Genomic DNA, 14,681 nt, shown 5'->3' with positions numbered 1-14,681 from the left:
CAGCATGGATGCAAGCTGATCCGGCGCTATCGCGAGCAGGCCCATGGGTTTTGCAGGCTGACATCAGGTTGGGCGTTGAAAGGCATAGTCCCGTTCGACCTTGCACACCCGCGTATGGCAATGGGCGTACCAGGTCGAGCGACCGCGTTCGCGGATTGCGCTGTGTTCGGGGTGCTGCTTCCAGGCCAGGATCGCCGCTTCGCTGCTCCAATAGGACACGGTGATGCCCAAGCCGTCTTCGCCGCGGGCCGATTCGACGCCGAGGAAGCCCGGCTGCTTTTGAGCCAGGGTGAGCATGCGTTCAGCGGCTTGGGCGTAACCCTGGTCCCCCTCAGTGCGCAGGGACGTAAAAATCACTGCGTAATACGGTGTGCTCATAATGCTGTCCTCCGGCAAGCTTCGACAAACGCAGTCACTAGCGGCGGTACACGCCCTTCCAACGCTGCTCGCTCAGGCTGGAACAAGGTGGCGACAAAGAAGGGGTGATCACGCAGCTCCACGGCTCGCAAGTCACCCGCCGAATCCCGTGCGACGGCGTGCAAGCCTTCGCTCAGCAAATCCCGTTCATATTGTGGATTGACCCCAAAGCTACAGCGATAACCTTCGAAAACCGTCAGGCGACCATAAGCTCTGGCAATCAACGAGTCCGCATCAAGCTGAAGACTGTCGATTGTTTCGATCAACGCACAGCTCAACGGCGTCAGCAGTGCCCGTTCAGCCGCGTGAGCGGTTTCGCCATGGGCGGCATCGGCCCAGCCCATCACGTTGCGCGCGTATTCCAGCACGGCATGCTGAAAACCGCCGCAGGTGCCGAGGAAAGGGCGACGCTGTTCGCGGGCAAGACGTATGGCTTGCAGGGCGCCGTCTTCGTTTCGGTAAGGGCTACCGGGCACGCACCAGACGCCGTCGAAATCATTCAGGACGGCGCTGTCGGTGATGAGGTCGGTGGCCAGCCATTGAAAACCCATGTGATAACCGGTTTGTTTGCCAACCAGCTCAAGTGCGAGGGGGATCGCCCGATGAGCCGTTATTTGAGGGTCATAGTCGCCGACCAGGGCGATGTGTAAACAACGCTGATTTTCCATGAGAGGCTCGCCGCTTGTTGATTCCTGGTTGCCACTATAGATTGGCGCTCGCGCAATCAATATTGGCGTTTACCCAAGTGATCAATGCACCGACGCACTATCGTCTGGACTATCCCGATCTGTCCCTGATCCTGGCGCTGGTCCGTGGCGGCTCGCTGGCCCGGGCCGCGCGCTTGCTGCAGGTGGATGTGTCCACGGTCTTCCGCTCGGTACGGCGGCTGGAGGCCGCCCTGGGCCAACCCTTGTTCGAAAAAAGTCGTTCAGGTTATTTGCCCACGAACCTGGCCCAGGCGCTGACTGAGCAGGCCGAGCGCGCCGAACAGGCGTTGGAGGCGGCGCGTATCGGGGTGGAGCAGGGCGGTGAGGTCATCTGCGGTACGGTGCGCGTGACCTGCACCGATTCGGTCCTGCAAGCACTATTGCTGCCGGCCCTGGCGCGGTTCATGCCTGCCTACCCGGCGCTGTCCCTTGAGCTGAGCACCTCCAACGATTTCGCCAATCTGAGCCGCCGTGACGCCGACATCGCCTTGCGCCTGACTCGTACGCCGCCGGAACATCTGGTCGGGCGACAACTGGGCACCGTGGCCTATCGGGTGTGCGCCAGCACAACTTACCTGCGATCGCTGGATGGGGATGAGCCGGCCGCCATGACCTGGATTGCGCCGGATGACTTTCTTCCCGATCACCCCACCGTGACCTGGCGTCGCCAGCATCTACCCGGCGTGGTGCCGGCTTATCGCTGCAACAGCATGCTCTCGGTCACCGAGTTGGTTCGAGCCGGGCTGGGTGTCGCGGCGTTGCCGGACTTTCTAATCGGCGAAAACAAAGGCCTGACGCCCATTGGCGAACCGCTGGCGGGGTATGACACGGCCCTTTGGTTGCTGACGCGCCCCGACTGCCGTGCGCTGCGTTCGGTAGTGACGCTGTTCGATGAGCTGGGGCGCAATCTGCGGTTACGCTGATATTCAGCGCTGATAGCGGGCCAGAAACATGTCGAGGGCCGATTCAACCACCTGAACCTGTTCATCCTCGGTCAGGCTCGGCTGGCCCATGGAAATTTGGGGCCAGAAGGCGAATGTCTTGATCAGCCCGTGCATCTGTTGCGCGGCAAACGCCGGCTCCACGGCTTTTAACCGGCCATCGGCCTGGGCCTGGCGAATCCACACGGTCAAACCTTCTTCGCGCTGACCCATGCGCGCAACCATGTCCTGAGCCCGCTCGGGCGAATGAATGGTCGCGGCGATGGCGATGCGCGCCAGGTCGAGAAAATTATCGTCCGCCAGCATGTGCAGTTTGGCTCGCAGCAGCTTTCGAAGCTGCTCGCGTAAGGGCTGCTCCGGGCTGTAGGCCGTATCCTGTTCTGCGGTAACGCTGTTCCATAACCGATTCAGAATTTCGGCAAACAGGGCTTCCTTGCTGGGGAAGTGGTTATACACCGTGCGCTTGGACACACCGGCCGTCGCCGCAATTTTGTCCATGCTGGTGATCTCGAAACCGCTGCTACGGAATTCGGAAATCGCAGCCTGGAGGATGGATGCGCGTTTTCGTTCGGTGAGGCGCTGCGGCGGTACGGTCATGGCAAGTCGTCATATGAAGAAGGGAAATTACACTTGGCAGTTTACTTGCTCCCTGGATTCATGCAATCTACAAACTACACCGGGTAGTGTAGTTCTGGTGATCAAACGTACGGCTGAGCGTGCATGCAACGGCCATTAGCGTCCCACAACGGCGAAGCGCAATTGCGACGACGTCCTTGGAGTTTTCGCATCATGACCATTATTTCTTCGACTGACAGCCCTGCGGTGCTTCCTTCATCCCAGCAGGAACAAGGGAAGTACCGTAACCACGCCCATACACCGCGCGAAGGGCTCGGCCAGATGCTACGCATCATGTGGAACATGATCTTCCACAAGCCGCGCAATACCCGTCCTGCGGGCACCATCGATGTACAACCGCTGACGCGCGCCGACCTGCTGGCCGCGCCGAACAACAGTGTTTTCCGCCTCGGTCATTCCACGGTGCTGCTCAAGCTGCGAGACAAATTCTGGCTGACCGACCCGGTTTTTTCCGAGCGTGCCTCACCCGTGCAATGGGCTGGCCCCAAGCGCTTCCATCAGCCGCCCATCAGCCTGGAAGAGCTGCCGCCCATCGAAGCAGTGATTCTTTCCCATGATCACTACGATCATCTCGATCATCAGGCCATCCTCAAAATCGCGGCCAAGACACAGTATTTCCTGGCCCCTCTTGGCGTAGGCGACACCCTGATCAAATGGGGCGTTGACGCCAGCAAGGTGCGTCAGCTGGACTGGTGGCAGGGCACCGAAGTGGACGGTATCGAGTTTATCGCCACACCCTCCCAGCATTTTTCCGGCCGTGGCCTGTTCGACGCTAACAGCACGCTATGGGCTTCGTGGGTGATGATCGACGGCGCCACCCGGATCTTCTTCAGCGGCGACACCGGTTACTTCGACGGCTTCAAGCGCATCGGCGAGCGATACGGCCCATTCGACCTGACGCTGATGGAAACCGGCGCCTACAACGTCGAATGGCCGCACATCCACATGCAGCCGGAGCAAACCCTCCAGGCGCATATTGACCTCAAGGGCCGTTGGTTGCTGCCGATCCACAACGGCACGTTCGATTTGTCGATGCATGCCTGGTACGAACCCTTCGATCGCATCCTGGCCCTGGCCTGGGAACGCAACGTGTCTATCACCACCCCGCAAATGGGTGAAGCCTTTAATCTCGCACAGCCGCAACGTGGGCGAGCCTGGTGGCTGGACGTGGAACCCTCGCCTTATCAGGACCAGCCCGACATGGCCTGACCCTCGACGCATCGATCATTCGATCATTCGATCATTCGATCATTGCGTAGTCTGGCCGCCCCATCGGATCCGGCGTGGCACCTTTGATATTCATGCCGCGTCCCGGCGCAAAGCCAGGGAAGAACACCAGGCCTTCGGCTTCCAGCCGAAAGGCCAGGGCCAGGCGGGTGACATCAAGTAGCTCACCCCCCGCTTCAAAGCGCCGGATTGCCCGGATCGACACGCCGGACTGCCGGGACAGTTCTTCGACACTCCAGCCCAGCATGGCTCGGGCCTGTGCGCTATGGGCAGGGGTGAATTGATAGACAGCGATGCGTTCCAGGGTGGTTTTGATTGCGAGAGAGGCCATGGGAATTCTCCAAAGCGGTGGATTCAAAAAATACTGTGTTTTTGTACAGTTGTTTTGAATCCTGATCAATCTCATTTTTTTGATCAATGACCAGTGGTCTTCTCCAGCCAGGCACTCGGTGCGTGACCCAGCACCCGGCGAAACATGGTAGAGAACGCCGCAGGGCTGTCGTAGCCCAGATCCAGGGCAATACGGGTTACCGAATCGCCTACGACCAACCGGGACAATGCCGACATCACACACGCTTGTTGTCGCCATTGGCTGAAACTCAGGCCGGTTTGACGGCTGAACAGCCGATTGAACGAGCGCAGGCTCACAGGCAACTGCTCCGCCCATTGCACGGGTGAGACGTGGGCGTTGGGGTGTTTCAGAAACCCTTGGCACAGGCCGAGCAGGCGTGGGTCCTTGGGCAGTGGCAGGTGCAACGGCAAATGAGTGCTGCGCAACAGTTCGTGCAGTAAGAGATTGATCAGCGCGCCGTCGCGTCCGGCCTCGTCGTATTCCGGCACAAGCTCAACGGCTTCCAGCAGCAACTGGCGCATCAGGGGCGATACGCTGATGACCTGACAACGGGCGCCCATCGCCGTCACGGCATCGGGTTCGATGTACAAACTGCGTGTACTGACCCCCAGCATCAACACCTCATGGGCAACCCCGGGCGGGATCCAAACCGCCCGTTGCGGCGGCACCACCCAATTGCCGTCTTCGGTGCTGACCTGCATCACACCCGTGGCGCCATACAGCAACTGCGCCCGGCGATGATGGTGCGAGGGCAGTAAATGTCCCGGTGGGTAGTCAGTGCCAATGGCGACGACAGTCCTGGGAATCGCATCCAATAAATCGATCGAAGTGTTGCGCATTGAGGGACTACTCATCATTGGCGTAAACGCAAACATTATTGGCCGGTTTGCTAGAGCGGGCCAAGCTTCGCTTATCTAACGTGGGGCGCCTCCCATTACGGATTCGCCACGATGTTCTATGTATTGCTTGCGTGCTTTGGCTGCCTGAGCGGCGTAACAGCGGTGTTGTTCGGCTTTGGCGGCGGTTTCGTCGTGGTGCCTTTGATGTATCGCATGCTGATGGCCCATCACTCGGGTGACGTCATTGGTGAATCGGCAATGCACATTGCCGTCGCCACCTCCACCTGCGTCATGGTCATCAACGCCCTGGTCGCCGCCGGAAAACACCACCGTGCCGGTCAGATGATTCGTCATTACCTGTGGCCGTTCGGCGGCTTTATTGCGCTAGGGGCCGTCTTCGGCGCAGCGGCCGCCATTTGGCTCAATGGTGAGGTTATCCGCTACGCCTTCATCGCCTACCTGGGCCTGACCATCCTGGACTGCCTGCTGCGGCGAGGTTTTCTGACACGCGCCAGCGATGCCGTCCTACGACCTTTGGCGCCCATGGAGACCGCCTTGGGCGGCACAACCATCGGAATTGTCGCCACGATGCTGGGCGTCGGCGGTAGCGTCATGACCGTGCCCCTGCTGCGCCGTTGTGGCCTGAACATGTCCCAGGCCACCTCCATGGCCAATCCGCTGAGCGTGCCCGTCGCTTTGGCCGGTACTGTTACCTACATGGCCTTGGCCGGTTTCGCCGGGAAAGACTTCGGTCCGTGGTTTGTCGGTTATGTCGACTTGCTGGCCTTTGCTGTGCTCACACTCGGCGCGCTACTGGGCATCCGCCTGGCAACGCCATGGATCGGGCGGATACCGGATCGGCTGCATGCGCGGGTGTATGTGGGGTTATTGATGTTGGTGATGGGTGGGATGTTCAGCGGTTAGTATTGATGAACATGCGGCAGGTTAGAGGTTACTCCGCATGATCGAGAGGAGTTGTATATGCATAAGCCTATCCCGGAAAAAGACTGGAAATTATTCAAAGGGCTGCGTGAGTTGGCGTTGGAGCGTTTTTGCCAGGGTGTACTGACCGATGCCATGACGATAAGCGAACGCGGCGCACTAACGGCACACGCCCGATACCTAAAGCTTTATAGGTTGATGGAGGATCGCGACAAAGACCTTGCCAATGCCTTTAACCATTTCAGTCGGTCAACTGCGAGAATGTGCCTGGCGCTTATGGTCATGCACGACTTGTTGACCGAGGCCGAGTTGTCCGTGTTGAGCGAAGAAACGCTGAACGGAATCAGCTATGTGGTTCGGCAACCCTATGAGCTGGAGTGGGGGCCGGAGACCGTGCGACAGGATCAATAAACGCGAAGGGCTTCCCTGATGCTGATATTCAACTGCACCGAAGCGGCGAGCAAGTTCTTCAGCCGCGTACATAAGGGCAAAAAAATAACGCCTGTTGAAGCTCCACCAGAAAATGAGCCAACGGACGATCTACCCAGCGAGCAATGGCTGGTCCATGCCGTCACCCTTCAGCGCAAGCATGTGCTGTTCGTCCTGCACTTTGAAACGCGATATTGCATGGTTCTTTCGGCTCCCGATAAAGCGGATCTGCAAGGTTTTATTCACAAATTCATGCGGCGCTGGATCGACGGCGTGATGCAGCACGCAGCGCGAACCGGTGTGCTGGAACAAATTGATTTCACCTCCACATTTGAACGCCTCCAGGCGGGTGAAAGCCAATACCACTTTTACAGGCGTGGCGACCGTAGTGTTCAAGGCCATCTCAACGAAATTGTCTGGATGTTCACTGGGCAAACGATGGAAATGGGCCTGCCTGCGGACGAGATCGCGGCCAATCAATGTGATCGCTGGCTCAACGGAATGCTTAAGGGCCTCAAGGGCCAGAAAGACTACATTGTGCCGAACGAAGAAATGCTGATGCACTGGTTCAAGCACTATTGCGGTGTCAGTGATACCGACGTTGCATCTGCACGCGGGCGGTACAAGGCATTGATGCGCGAAAGCGCAGCCTTTGAGTGAGCTGTTTGATATCGGCTGACGCGTTCCGAAGGTGGAGCTCGGTTATCCGGCAGCCAACCCCGGCGCTTCCCGAATAATGAAGTGATCCAGATTCTCGATATGGGCACTGAACACCCCGAACGTCTGCTCGGGGTTTTTCTTGCTCGGCACCTGTTTCAACTCCGGCGTCACACCATAAAAGAAGCAATACAACGGCGCGTCACTCTCGATGGCGTGCTTGATCTCTGCCAGAAACGCTTTGCGTTTGCGGTAGTTGTCGATCAGCTTCTTACTCAGGTAAACGTTCACCGAGTAAGGCTTTTTCTTCGCCTCGCCCGGTTGCTTGAACCAGACTTTTTGTTCGAAATCGATGCGAAAACTGGCGCTGTGGTAGTCCTCGATCTTTTTGATCTTGCCCCAGTAAATCAGCCCTTTGTTGTCCAGCAGAAACTCGATTTTCTTGAAGAACGAACTGTAGGGCGCGGTGTGCTCGCCAATCTTCAGCGGCGTGCGCTTGAGCAGCTCCTTGTCCGCGAAGTTCGACACAAAACACTCCACCGGATGGGCGAAGACATGGGTCTTGTCCGGCGCCGAATCACGGCTCGGGTGCTCGCCATGACTGGCGGCTGAAGGCGCACGCTCATCGCGCATCACGTCCGCCGCCACCGCCGGGCTGGAGGGCTTGCGCACATACTCACGCCGAGTCAGCAACAATTCCGACGGGAAATGTTCCTCCCGACTGTCATCCGTTTCCCCACCATCCGCCTCCAGGCCCGACGCTGGTGTCTTCAGACTGACATAAGGACACCCCTCGACATGCCGGGTGCTGGGGATGTTCTTGAAGTGCGGGGTGCGCACGTAGTTCACGTTCTTGGCATTGAACGTCCCCAACACATTCGCCACATCAAACGCCGCCCGACAGGCATCGTTGGGGCACTGGAACTGTTCCTTCGCAGAATCGAACGCCACCGTCTCGTCAAAATTCAGATCGCGCACGTCATAGATCGACAGCTTGTCGTCGAGGCTGCGGCAGTAGGCGAGGTCGAATTTCATGACGGGCTCGGGTCCTTGAGTGGGAATGTATTAATAGCGAAGGGTAGGGCCGGTTGCACTCGAAGTTTCAGCACACCACCAAAAAACTGTGGGAGCGAGCCTGCTCGCGATTCCCAAAACCAACCCGACCTCGAGCCTGCCGCCTACTTGTGGCGAGGGAAGTTCAGGGCATGAAGCGGCCCCGTTCTGGCTGTCCTATGCTCAGGAGATTCGGCATCATAATACCGATTTAGAACTCCGCTCTCCCCGTAGTCGGAATTATATTGCTGATATATGGTCTTTGAGTCACACTAGCCGGCATCATAGTTCCGGTTGAGGTGGAAATGTTAGGGCATCTCACTATCCAGACTTACGTTGACGGCCATTGGCACGATGCTGTGGTCCTCACTGTGTCGAACGCTCAGAAGATTGATGAGTCGCGATGCAGCGTATCTTACGACCAAGATTACTTGGTCAATTTCATCCATAAGCTGGAGTCCCCATTCGAACTCGCCATCAGCGTAAACCTTCCGCTGAGCTGGAATGCTGTCGATAGCAAAGGCTATCCCCCATTCGTCTACGACATCATACCCGCCGGTGCCGCTCGGAAATCGTTGCAGAAGCGATTTGGCGGAGAAAGGCCCGATGGGATGGACATGAGTTTTTTCCTTCTGAGTCGCTGCACGCCCTCGCCCATAGGGCATTTGCGCGTGAAGGAGTCTTTCGAGCATATCGATCAGACTCGCAAGGAGGCCTTTGCACGCAAAGAAGTCGTAGACAGAACAAATGACTTCCTCGAATACGCTTATGAATCTGGCGCTGCCCTGGGCGGTGCTACGGGGGCCCAAGGGGAAGCACCGAAGCTGATCATGGTTGAGGGGGACGACGGGGCCCTGTATGCAGATGCCATGCTTTCGGACGATCTAGCGCGCCGCCATTGGCTGGTGAAGTTTGCTCGCAACCAAGTCACTGAGCGCGACAAGAACATCCTGCGGGCCGAGTACCACTACTACAAGGCAATCTCTCAACTCGGTTTGAACACCATATCCACAGATGGGCTGGTGCTCGAAGAAGCGGATAAGCCAAGTCTGTGGATGCCGCGTTTTGATCGGCGAGTCGCCAACGGCATGGTGGAAAGGGTTCCGGTCGAGTCGATCTATTCGGTGTGTGGGAATACCGAGCCGGGTTCCAGAATGAATCATGAGGATGTGCTCAACAGCCTGATCCAACTGTGGCGTAAGAATGGGCAGGACGGAGAGCTTGAGGAGCTGGTATTTGAGTACGTACGCCGTGATTTGCTTAACCGTATTCTCGGAAACTCGGACAACCATGGGCGCAACACGGCCATTTTTAGGTATCGGGACCGATTCGAGCTGGCGCCAATCTACGATCTGGCTCCAATGGTGCTCGATCCGGAAGGCGTTACTCGAGTCACCAAGTGGCAGCCCGAGCACAAGGGAAGTCCGGACTGGAGAACGATCTGCGGATCTTTCCATGACGTGGTGAACCCTGACGTGCTGTTCGAGCGTCTGCTTGGAGCCGCTGAGACGTTTAGAGCTTTGCCCGATCTACTGGTAGATCTTCCAGAGGAGGTGAGGCGCGCCCAGTCTATTCCGATAAACAATTTGGATAAGCGCCTGGTTGAATGGGGACTTCGATGAAAGAGAGCACCAACGAAAGGCGAAAGGAACTCCTCGATGACATTGCGATGCAACACGCGATGGGCCACGAAACCCTGGGAACTGCTGTTCGCCGGCTGCGGCTCGAGGTCACCGGTTTAGACCAGGACACCTTTGCCGCGATGTGCAAAATGTCGACCAAGGCCCTGTACCAGATCGAGAAGGACAAGGGCAACCCGACCATCAGCACCATTGAGGGCATTCTGAGGAAATTCGGACTGCGCCTGGGGCTGACCAGAACGAGCACAACCCCTTACACACCGCCAATTGTGCAGCACAAGCCCGTCTCTAAAGCGCCTGTTCGCGGTGCCAATCCTCAGCGTAAGTACGCAGGTCAACTCAGTAAAGTGGCTACTCTGAAAGCCACTGCGAAGGCTAAGGATGGCGACAAGGACGAGGGCAACGTGTGATAGCCTGTTCCAGCCAGGTACCAGCGCCAACAAGCCAACCACCAACCCGTGGCGAGGGAGCTTGCTCCCGCTGGGCTGCGCAGCAGCCCCAAATTCCAAACAACCAACAAAAAAGCCGCCGCCCGAACACGGACGACGGCTTTTCATCACCAGATCAAAACCCCCGCAAAACCCGCGCCGCTTTCCTCCACCAAGACTCATGCTGACTAAACGGATCATCCACCAGCACCGCCGGCATATCCCGCAAACGAATCCATGGTTCATCCTGCCAGTGCAGCATGCAGAGCGACATCTTCGGCCAATCCAGCACGCTCAACGTAGGACGCTCCACCTTATGTGAGTAGCGCTCATCCCGCAGCGTAGGCACCACCTGATGTGTGATCCACTCACGCAGCAACCGGTACTCGGGACAGTAGTGATAAACCAGCAACGCATAAACGCCCGACTCGCTCAGCATCAGACGCTCCTCGGTCAAGCCGTGGACATGCACGAGCATCATCCGGCGCTGGTCAGGGTCAAGCTTGCGGGTCATGCGCTCATCGAGGTGCTTGCTCATCAAGCGTCCCAAGTCGGAGGCGCTGAACCAAGCCTGGTTTTCAACCAGGAGGGCATGCAGATGGATATTGTGTCGAATAAATTGAGTAGGAATCAGCGGATCAGACATGACAGACCTCCAGAAGCGACTGTGCATGAGCTGACGGGCGGGTAGGGCTGGTTACCTTCATCTTGAAGGTCAGGTTTGCAGGCATATCCTTTACCTCTGGCTGCTTTCTTAGGGCATTCGTTATGGGGGTCGGGAGCTAAGAAACCCACCAGAGACGGGCCGGACATATTCCCCTTTCGGGTCTTGTATTCGCCCACTCCCGACATAACGGGGAATTTTCGCAGGCGTAGAGAAACCGCAGACGAAAAAAAGCCGCTGACTGTCGGGTGCGGAGGGCCGCTCTGGTTGAGGCGTTTCTTAGGCGCCGGATTGAGAGCCTAGAGGCTCAATGCCGCAGGGTCAACCCTTCAAAATCGGCCATGATAGTTGAGTCCATCTTGGCCGTTCTAGAAGCCTAAAAATCTCGCATATGGGGATTTTTTCGATTGGTAGCATACCACCTCAAGAATCTTCAGCTAACGTAACCAGTGGGTTCGCGCTGCGAGGGTCGTATAGGCCCAAGATCAACCGCATCGGATCGGCGAAGGCGTTACATAGACTTTAACCATAACGGGACGTCTAACTTCAACCCGCATAGCAGGTCTTTATTATTTTGCGAGCGCTCTGGCTAGACTGATTGTTGTATGGATTTAACAACCAAATAATCCGGCTACGCATCGAGTTCTGGCTTCAGATTCAAAGTTGAGTCAACAACGCTGCATCAGGGAGACCAACATGGAAAATAGACATGCTGTGACAGACCTTGAATCCACAGATACTCCAGCAACAGCCATTTCGGAAAAGGGCCCTGAAGCAACTTGGTATAAGACGCTGCAAGTCCATTTGGGCAGCAACCCGGGCACCATCATTTTTGCTACTCTCTTTTTCTTCGCATTCGCCGGCCTGATCTGGAATCTCACCAGCACCTTAAGTGGTGGCACTGAAAGCGAGGTGGGACTTAATCGACTGATCGCCTTGCTCGGGGCGCTGGTGGGATGGGGTGTCGGGGTGCTCTTCGCACCATTCTCGAAAGCAGAAAAAGAGCAGTTTCAGGGGATTGCGAAGGTGGTATCAGCCTTCGTCGCCGGTTATCTGTTATCGAAGGCCGAGGTATTTATCAAGCTGACCCTGTTTCCGGAGGGGATTTTCCCAGCTATGAACTGGATTCGGGTCGGAATTTTTCTGTCCACGTTCTTGCTGGGCGCCTTGATTGTGTTCATCCACCGACTTTATGCTTTCCGTAAATAACCATTGTTAACTGTTTCGTATAGGCGTAGTTCATTAATTCATCCTCCGAGGGGCTCGCTATGACAATCGCAGATATCCTGGTTCATGCAGCCCGTTCCGAACTGAGGAACTGGACCACAAACGAACTTGTCGAGTGTGTTTATAACGCATCCGGGAAGCCGAGCGCTCCGGGGGAACAGCAAGGCTCCGATACAGTCGCCAAGTATTGGAGCAATGGCTTGGGGGACAACAGTCGCAATGGTTGCAGCAGCTATGCGTGGTCTGCGGCCTTCATTTGCTGGTGCTTAAGGCAGGCCGATATCAGGTTGGAGCAGTTTCCCTTCCATGGAGCTCACCATGCCTATATCCGTTGGGCGATCAACAACGCGAAGAGCGCTAAGCAAGGCAAGCTCTACTACGGCCGCCGGATTGATGCATACTCACCAAAGCCCGGGGATTTGATTGCGCAATGGCGCAAAAAAGATAAGGACGATCCAGATCCGGATGTTTCCTTTGATAGTCAGCCAGATGAGTTCTATGCGTCGCATTGCGACATCGTGATCAGGACGACCGCTGACCGGGTCTTTGCTGTTGGAGGCAACGTGTCCAACAGAGTGCGAGAAAGTTCCTTCGGCCTGTCCCAAGGACTGTTGAAGCCCAAGAAGGAGCTGATCTGCATCATGGAGCTCACTGAACTTCCATAGACGTCGTTGTGTTGCCGTCGGTGCATTTTTCACCACATGCCTGAATCTCATTGATCCAGTTTCGAATACCAAACGAATTGTAGAATATCGCTTTCAGACTGCTGGGTTGGGGCAGAATAGCGTTGCACCTAGTCAAGAATGCATTGGCGGTAATACTTTTCTTCTGATCAATAAGCTTATCGACTGCACCACCGCCTCACCCACTTAAGAGGTCTAGACGCCAGACTTTCTGCGCTTTGCGTCCAGCGCATACATGAAAAAAGGGTTGCCGACTGGCAACCCTTTTCTCAGAAACCATTTCATTTTTTATGAGACGGGTTCAGGTTCTGATGCGACTTTGCCGCTTAAGAAATCAATCCCAGCTAAGCGCACCCCCCGTCTGATACTCAATCACCCGAGTCTCAAAGAAATTCTTCTCTTTCTTCAAGTCCATGATCTCGCTCATCCAAGGGAACGGGTTCGTGGTCCCTGGATACTCTTCTTTAAGACCAATCTGCGACAGACGACGGTTAGCGATGAACTTCAGGTAGTCCTCCATCATCGCCGCATTCATCCCCAATACCCCACGAGGCATGGTGTCGCGGGCGTATTCGATCTCCAGCTGCGTACCCTGCAGGATCATCTGGGTCGCTTCTTCCTTCATTTCGGCATCCCACAGGTGCGGGTTTTCGATTTTGATCTGGTTGATCACGTCGATGCCGAAGTTCAGGTGCATGGATTCGTCGCGCAGGATGTATTGGAACTGCTCGGCGACGCCGGTCATTTTGTTGCGGCGGCCCATGGAGAGGATCTGGGTGAAGCCGCAGTAGAAGAAGATGCCTTCCAGAACGCAGTAGTAGGCGATCAGGTTGCGCAGCAACTCTTTGTCGGTGTCCGGGGTGCCGGTTTCGAATTTCGGATCGGAGATCGAACGGGTGTATTTCAGGCCCCAGGCGGCTTTTTTCGCGACCGATGGGATCTCGTGGTACATGTTGAAGATCTCGCCTTCATCCATGGCCAGCGATTCGATGCAGTACTGGTAGGCGTGGGTGTGGATCGCCTCTTCGAACGCCTGGCGCAGGATGTACTGGCGGCATTCGGGGTTGGTGATCAGGCGGTACACGGCCAGGACCAGGTTGTTGGCAACCAGGGAGTCGGCGGTGGAGAAGAAGCCCAGGTTGCGCATCACGATGCGGCGCTCGTCGTCGGTCAGGCCTTCCGGGGTTTTCCAGAGGGCGATGTCGGCGGTCATGTTGACTTCTTGCGGCATCCAGTGGTTTGCGCAGCCGTCCAGGTACTTCTGCCAGGCCCAGTCGTATTTGAAAGGCACCAGCTGGTTGAGGTCGGCGCGGCAGTTGATCATGCGCTTTTCATCGACGGCAACACGGGCGGAGGCGCCTTCGAGTTCGGCGAGGCCTTCGGCCACGTCGAGTTTGTCGAGGGCGGCTTTGGCGCGAATGATCGCGGCCGAGTCGCTGGCCGTCACGGCGCGGGCTTCGAGGGCGGCGGCACCGCCGGCGCTGTCGAGGCGGTCCATGTTGGCTTCAGAAGCGTGGCCGGCGTTGGCGCCTTTTACAGCGACTTCGCCGTCTTCTTTGTCGAATTCGTCCCAGCTCAGCATGACGTGTTGTCTCCTGCGTGAGGGCCAGATGCCCGTTGAAGGCCTACTGGCCGCGGTGGATCTTGGAAAATCGTTTGTTGCAGCAGCTGACGCAGGCAATAAACAGAAAAATGTACGGGTCGTTCTGAAGCGGCTGTGAACGCGATGAGGTAATGGGCCTCTGCGTGGGCTTCAGGCTGGTTTGACTCCCTGTAAGGGAATATTGCAGGCCCGTTTAAGGCGGCATTATAAGGACTTTTTTGCCTACGTGCTGCGGC

The 14,681-nt window shown here is 56.7% G+C and carries 17 protein-coding genes; 9 read left to right on the top strand and 8 right to left on the bottom strand.

Annotation, left to right across the window (positions count from 1 at the left end; genetic code table 11):
* Positions 1-63: 63 nt before the first annotated feature.
* Together BMY45_RS00355 and BMY45_RS00350 are read right to left on the bottom strand one after the other, a co-directional pair.
* Positions 64-378 carry an antibiotic biosynthesis monooxygenase family protein gene (locus BMY45_RS00355; protein ID WP_092393060.1) on the bottom strand — a complete coding sequence of 105 codons (315 nt, stop codon included), beginning with the start codon at positions 376-378 and terminating at the stop codon, positions 64-66.
* A complete protein-coding gene (locus BMY45_RS00350; RefSeq protein WP_092393057.1) occupies positions 375-1,085 on the bottom strand; it encodes a CTP synthase C-terminal region-related (seleno)protein in 711 nt (236 codons plus the stop codon). The genes BMY45_RS00355 and BMY45_RS00350 overlap by 4 nt, the downstream gene beginning before the upstream one ends.
* 14 nt (positions 1,086-1,099) lie before the next feature.
* Here BMY45_RS00350 and BMY45_RS00345 point away from each other — a divergent pair, with 14 nt between their 5' ends.
* Positions 1,100-2,047, top strand: a complete 948-nt coding sequence (locus BMY45_RS00345) for a LysR family transcriptional regulator (protein ID WP_092393054.1) — start codon at positions 1,100-1,102, stop codon at positions 2,045-2,047.
* 3 nt (positions 2,048-2,050) lie between these two features.
* Here the strand turns inward: BMY45_RS00345 and BMY45_RS00340 are convergent, their stop codons facing one another.
* Positions 2,051-2,662, bottom strand: coding sequence for a TetR/AcrR family transcriptional regulator (locus BMY45_RS00340; RefSeq protein ID WP_092393051.1), 612 nt, complete (start codon positions 2,660-2,662; stop codon positions 2,051-2,053).
* Between the two features lie 192 nt (positions 2,663-2,854).
* Here BMY45_RS00340 and BMY45_RS00335 point away from each other — a divergent pair, with 192 nt between their 5' ends.
* Complete coding sequence (locus BMY45_RS00335; RefSeq protein ID WP_092393048.1) at positions 2,855-3,910, top strand: MBL fold metallo-hydrolase; 1,056 nt, start codon at positions 2,855-2,857, stop codon at positions 3,908-3,910.
* A 31-nt stretch (positions 3,911-3,941) separates the two neighbouring features.
* On the opposite strand, the gene BMY45_RS00330 is transcribed toward BMY45_RS00335, so the two are convergent.
* Positions 3,942-4,259, bottom strand: coding sequence for a helix-turn-helix domain-containing protein (locus BMY45_RS00330; protein ID WP_092393045.1), 318 nt, complete (start codon positions 4,257-4,259; stop codon positions 3,942-3,944).
* Positions 4,260-4,342: 83 nt separating this feature from the next.
* Complete coding sequence (locus BMY45_RS00325) at positions 4,343-5,119, bottom strand: AraC family transcriptional regulator (RefSeq protein WP_092393042.1); 777 nt, start codon at positions 5,117-5,119, stop codon at positions 4,343-4,345.
* A gap of 111 nt (positions 5,120-5,230) precedes the next feature.
* Between BMY45_RS00325 and BMY45_RS00320 the strand changes: the two genes are divergently transcribed.
* From BMY45_RS00320 to BMY45_RS00310, 3 genes are read left to right on the top strand one after another with little or no spacing between them, the layout of a single operon-like run.
* Positions 5,231-6,043, top strand: coding sequence for a sulfite exporter TauE/SafE family protein (locus BMY45_RS00320; RefSeq protein ID WP_092393039.1), 813 nt, complete (start codon positions 5,231-5,233; stop codon positions 6,041-6,043).
* Positions 6,044-6,100: 57 nt separating this feature from the next.
* Complete coding sequence (locus BMY45_RS00315; protein ID WP_092393036.1) at positions 6,101-6,472, top strand: hypothetical protein; 372 nt, start codon at positions 6,101-6,103, stop codon at positions 6,470-6,472.
* Between the two features lie 18 nt (positions 6,473-6,490).
* Entirely contained in the window at positions 6,491-7,150 is a 660-nt protein-coding gene (locus BMY45_RS00310) for a DUF6933 domain-containing protein (protein WP_092393033.1), read from the top strand.
* 42 nt (positions 7,151-7,192) lie between these two features.
* On the opposite strand, the gene BMY45_RS00305 is transcribed toward BMY45_RS00310, so the two are convergent.
* Positions 7,193-8,182 carry a hypothetical protein gene (locus tag BMY45_RS00305; protein WP_092393029.1) on the bottom strand — a complete coding sequence of 330 codons (990 nt, stop codon included), beginning with the start codon at positions 8,180-8,182 and terminating at the stop codon, positions 7,193-7,195.
* 323 nt (positions 8,183-8,505) lie between these two features.
* On the opposite strand from BMY45_RS00305, the gene BMY45_RS00300 reads away from it, so the two are divergent.
* Both BMY45_RS00300 and BMY45_RS00295 read left to right on the top strand, forming a co-directional pair.
* Positions 8,506-9,822, top strand: a complete 1,317-nt coding sequence (locus BMY45_RS00300; RefSeq protein WP_092393026.1) for a type II toxin-antitoxin system HipA family toxin — start codon at positions 8,506-8,508, stop codon at positions 9,820-9,822.
* Positions 9,819-10,250 carry a helix-turn-helix domain-containing protein gene (locus BMY45_RS00295; protein WP_256573611.1) on the top strand — a complete coding sequence of 144 codons (432 nt, stop codon included), beginning with the start codon at positions 9,819-9,821 and terminating at the stop codon, positions 10,248-10,250. The genes BMY45_RS00300 and BMY45_RS00295 overlap by 4 nt, the downstream gene beginning before the upstream one ends.
* Before the next feature lie 154 nt (positions 10,251-10,404).
* On the opposite strand, the gene BMY45_RS00290 is transcribed toward BMY45_RS00295, so the two are convergent.
* Positions 10,405-10,914, bottom strand: a complete 510-nt coding sequence (locus BMY45_RS00290; protein WP_092393018.1) for a BRO-N domain-containing protein — start codon at positions 10,912-10,914, stop codon at positions 10,405-10,407.
* A gap of 714 nt (positions 10,915-11,628) precedes the next feature.
* Here BMY45_RS00290 and BMY45_RS00285 point away from each other — a divergent pair.
* Positions 11,629-12,141 carry a hypothetical protein gene (locus BMY45_RS00285; RefSeq protein ID WP_092393015.1) on the top strand — a complete coding sequence of 171 codons (513 nt, stop codon included), beginning with the start codon at positions 11,629-11,631 and terminating at the stop codon, positions 12,139-12,141.
* Between the two features lie 59 nt (positions 12,142-12,200).
* Positions 12,201-12,824, top strand: a complete 624-nt coding sequence (locus tag BMY45_RS00280) for a DUF2272 domain-containing protein (RefSeq protein WP_092393013.1) — start codon at positions 12,201-12,203, stop codon at positions 12,822-12,824.
* Between the two features lie 352 nt (positions 12,825-13,176).
* Here BMY45_RS00280 and BMY45_RS00275 read toward each other — a convergent pair whose 3' ends face one another.
* A complete protein-coding gene (locus tag BMY45_RS00275) occupies positions 13,177-14,424 on the bottom strand; it encodes a ribonucleotide-diphosphate reductase subunit beta (RefSeq protein WP_025215114.1) in 1,248 nt (415 codons plus the stop codon).
* Between the last annotated feature and the right edge of the window lie 257 nt (positions 14,425-14,681).

The sequence above is a fragment of the Pseudomonas sp. NFACC39-1 genome (assembly GCF_900110355.1).
Classification (GTDB): domain Bacteria; phylum Pseudomonadota; class Gammaproteobacteria; order Pseudomonadales; family Pseudomonadaceae; genus Aquipseudomonas; species Aquipseudomonas tehranensis.
This window is presented reverse-complemented; position numbering and strand designations above follow the sequence as displayed.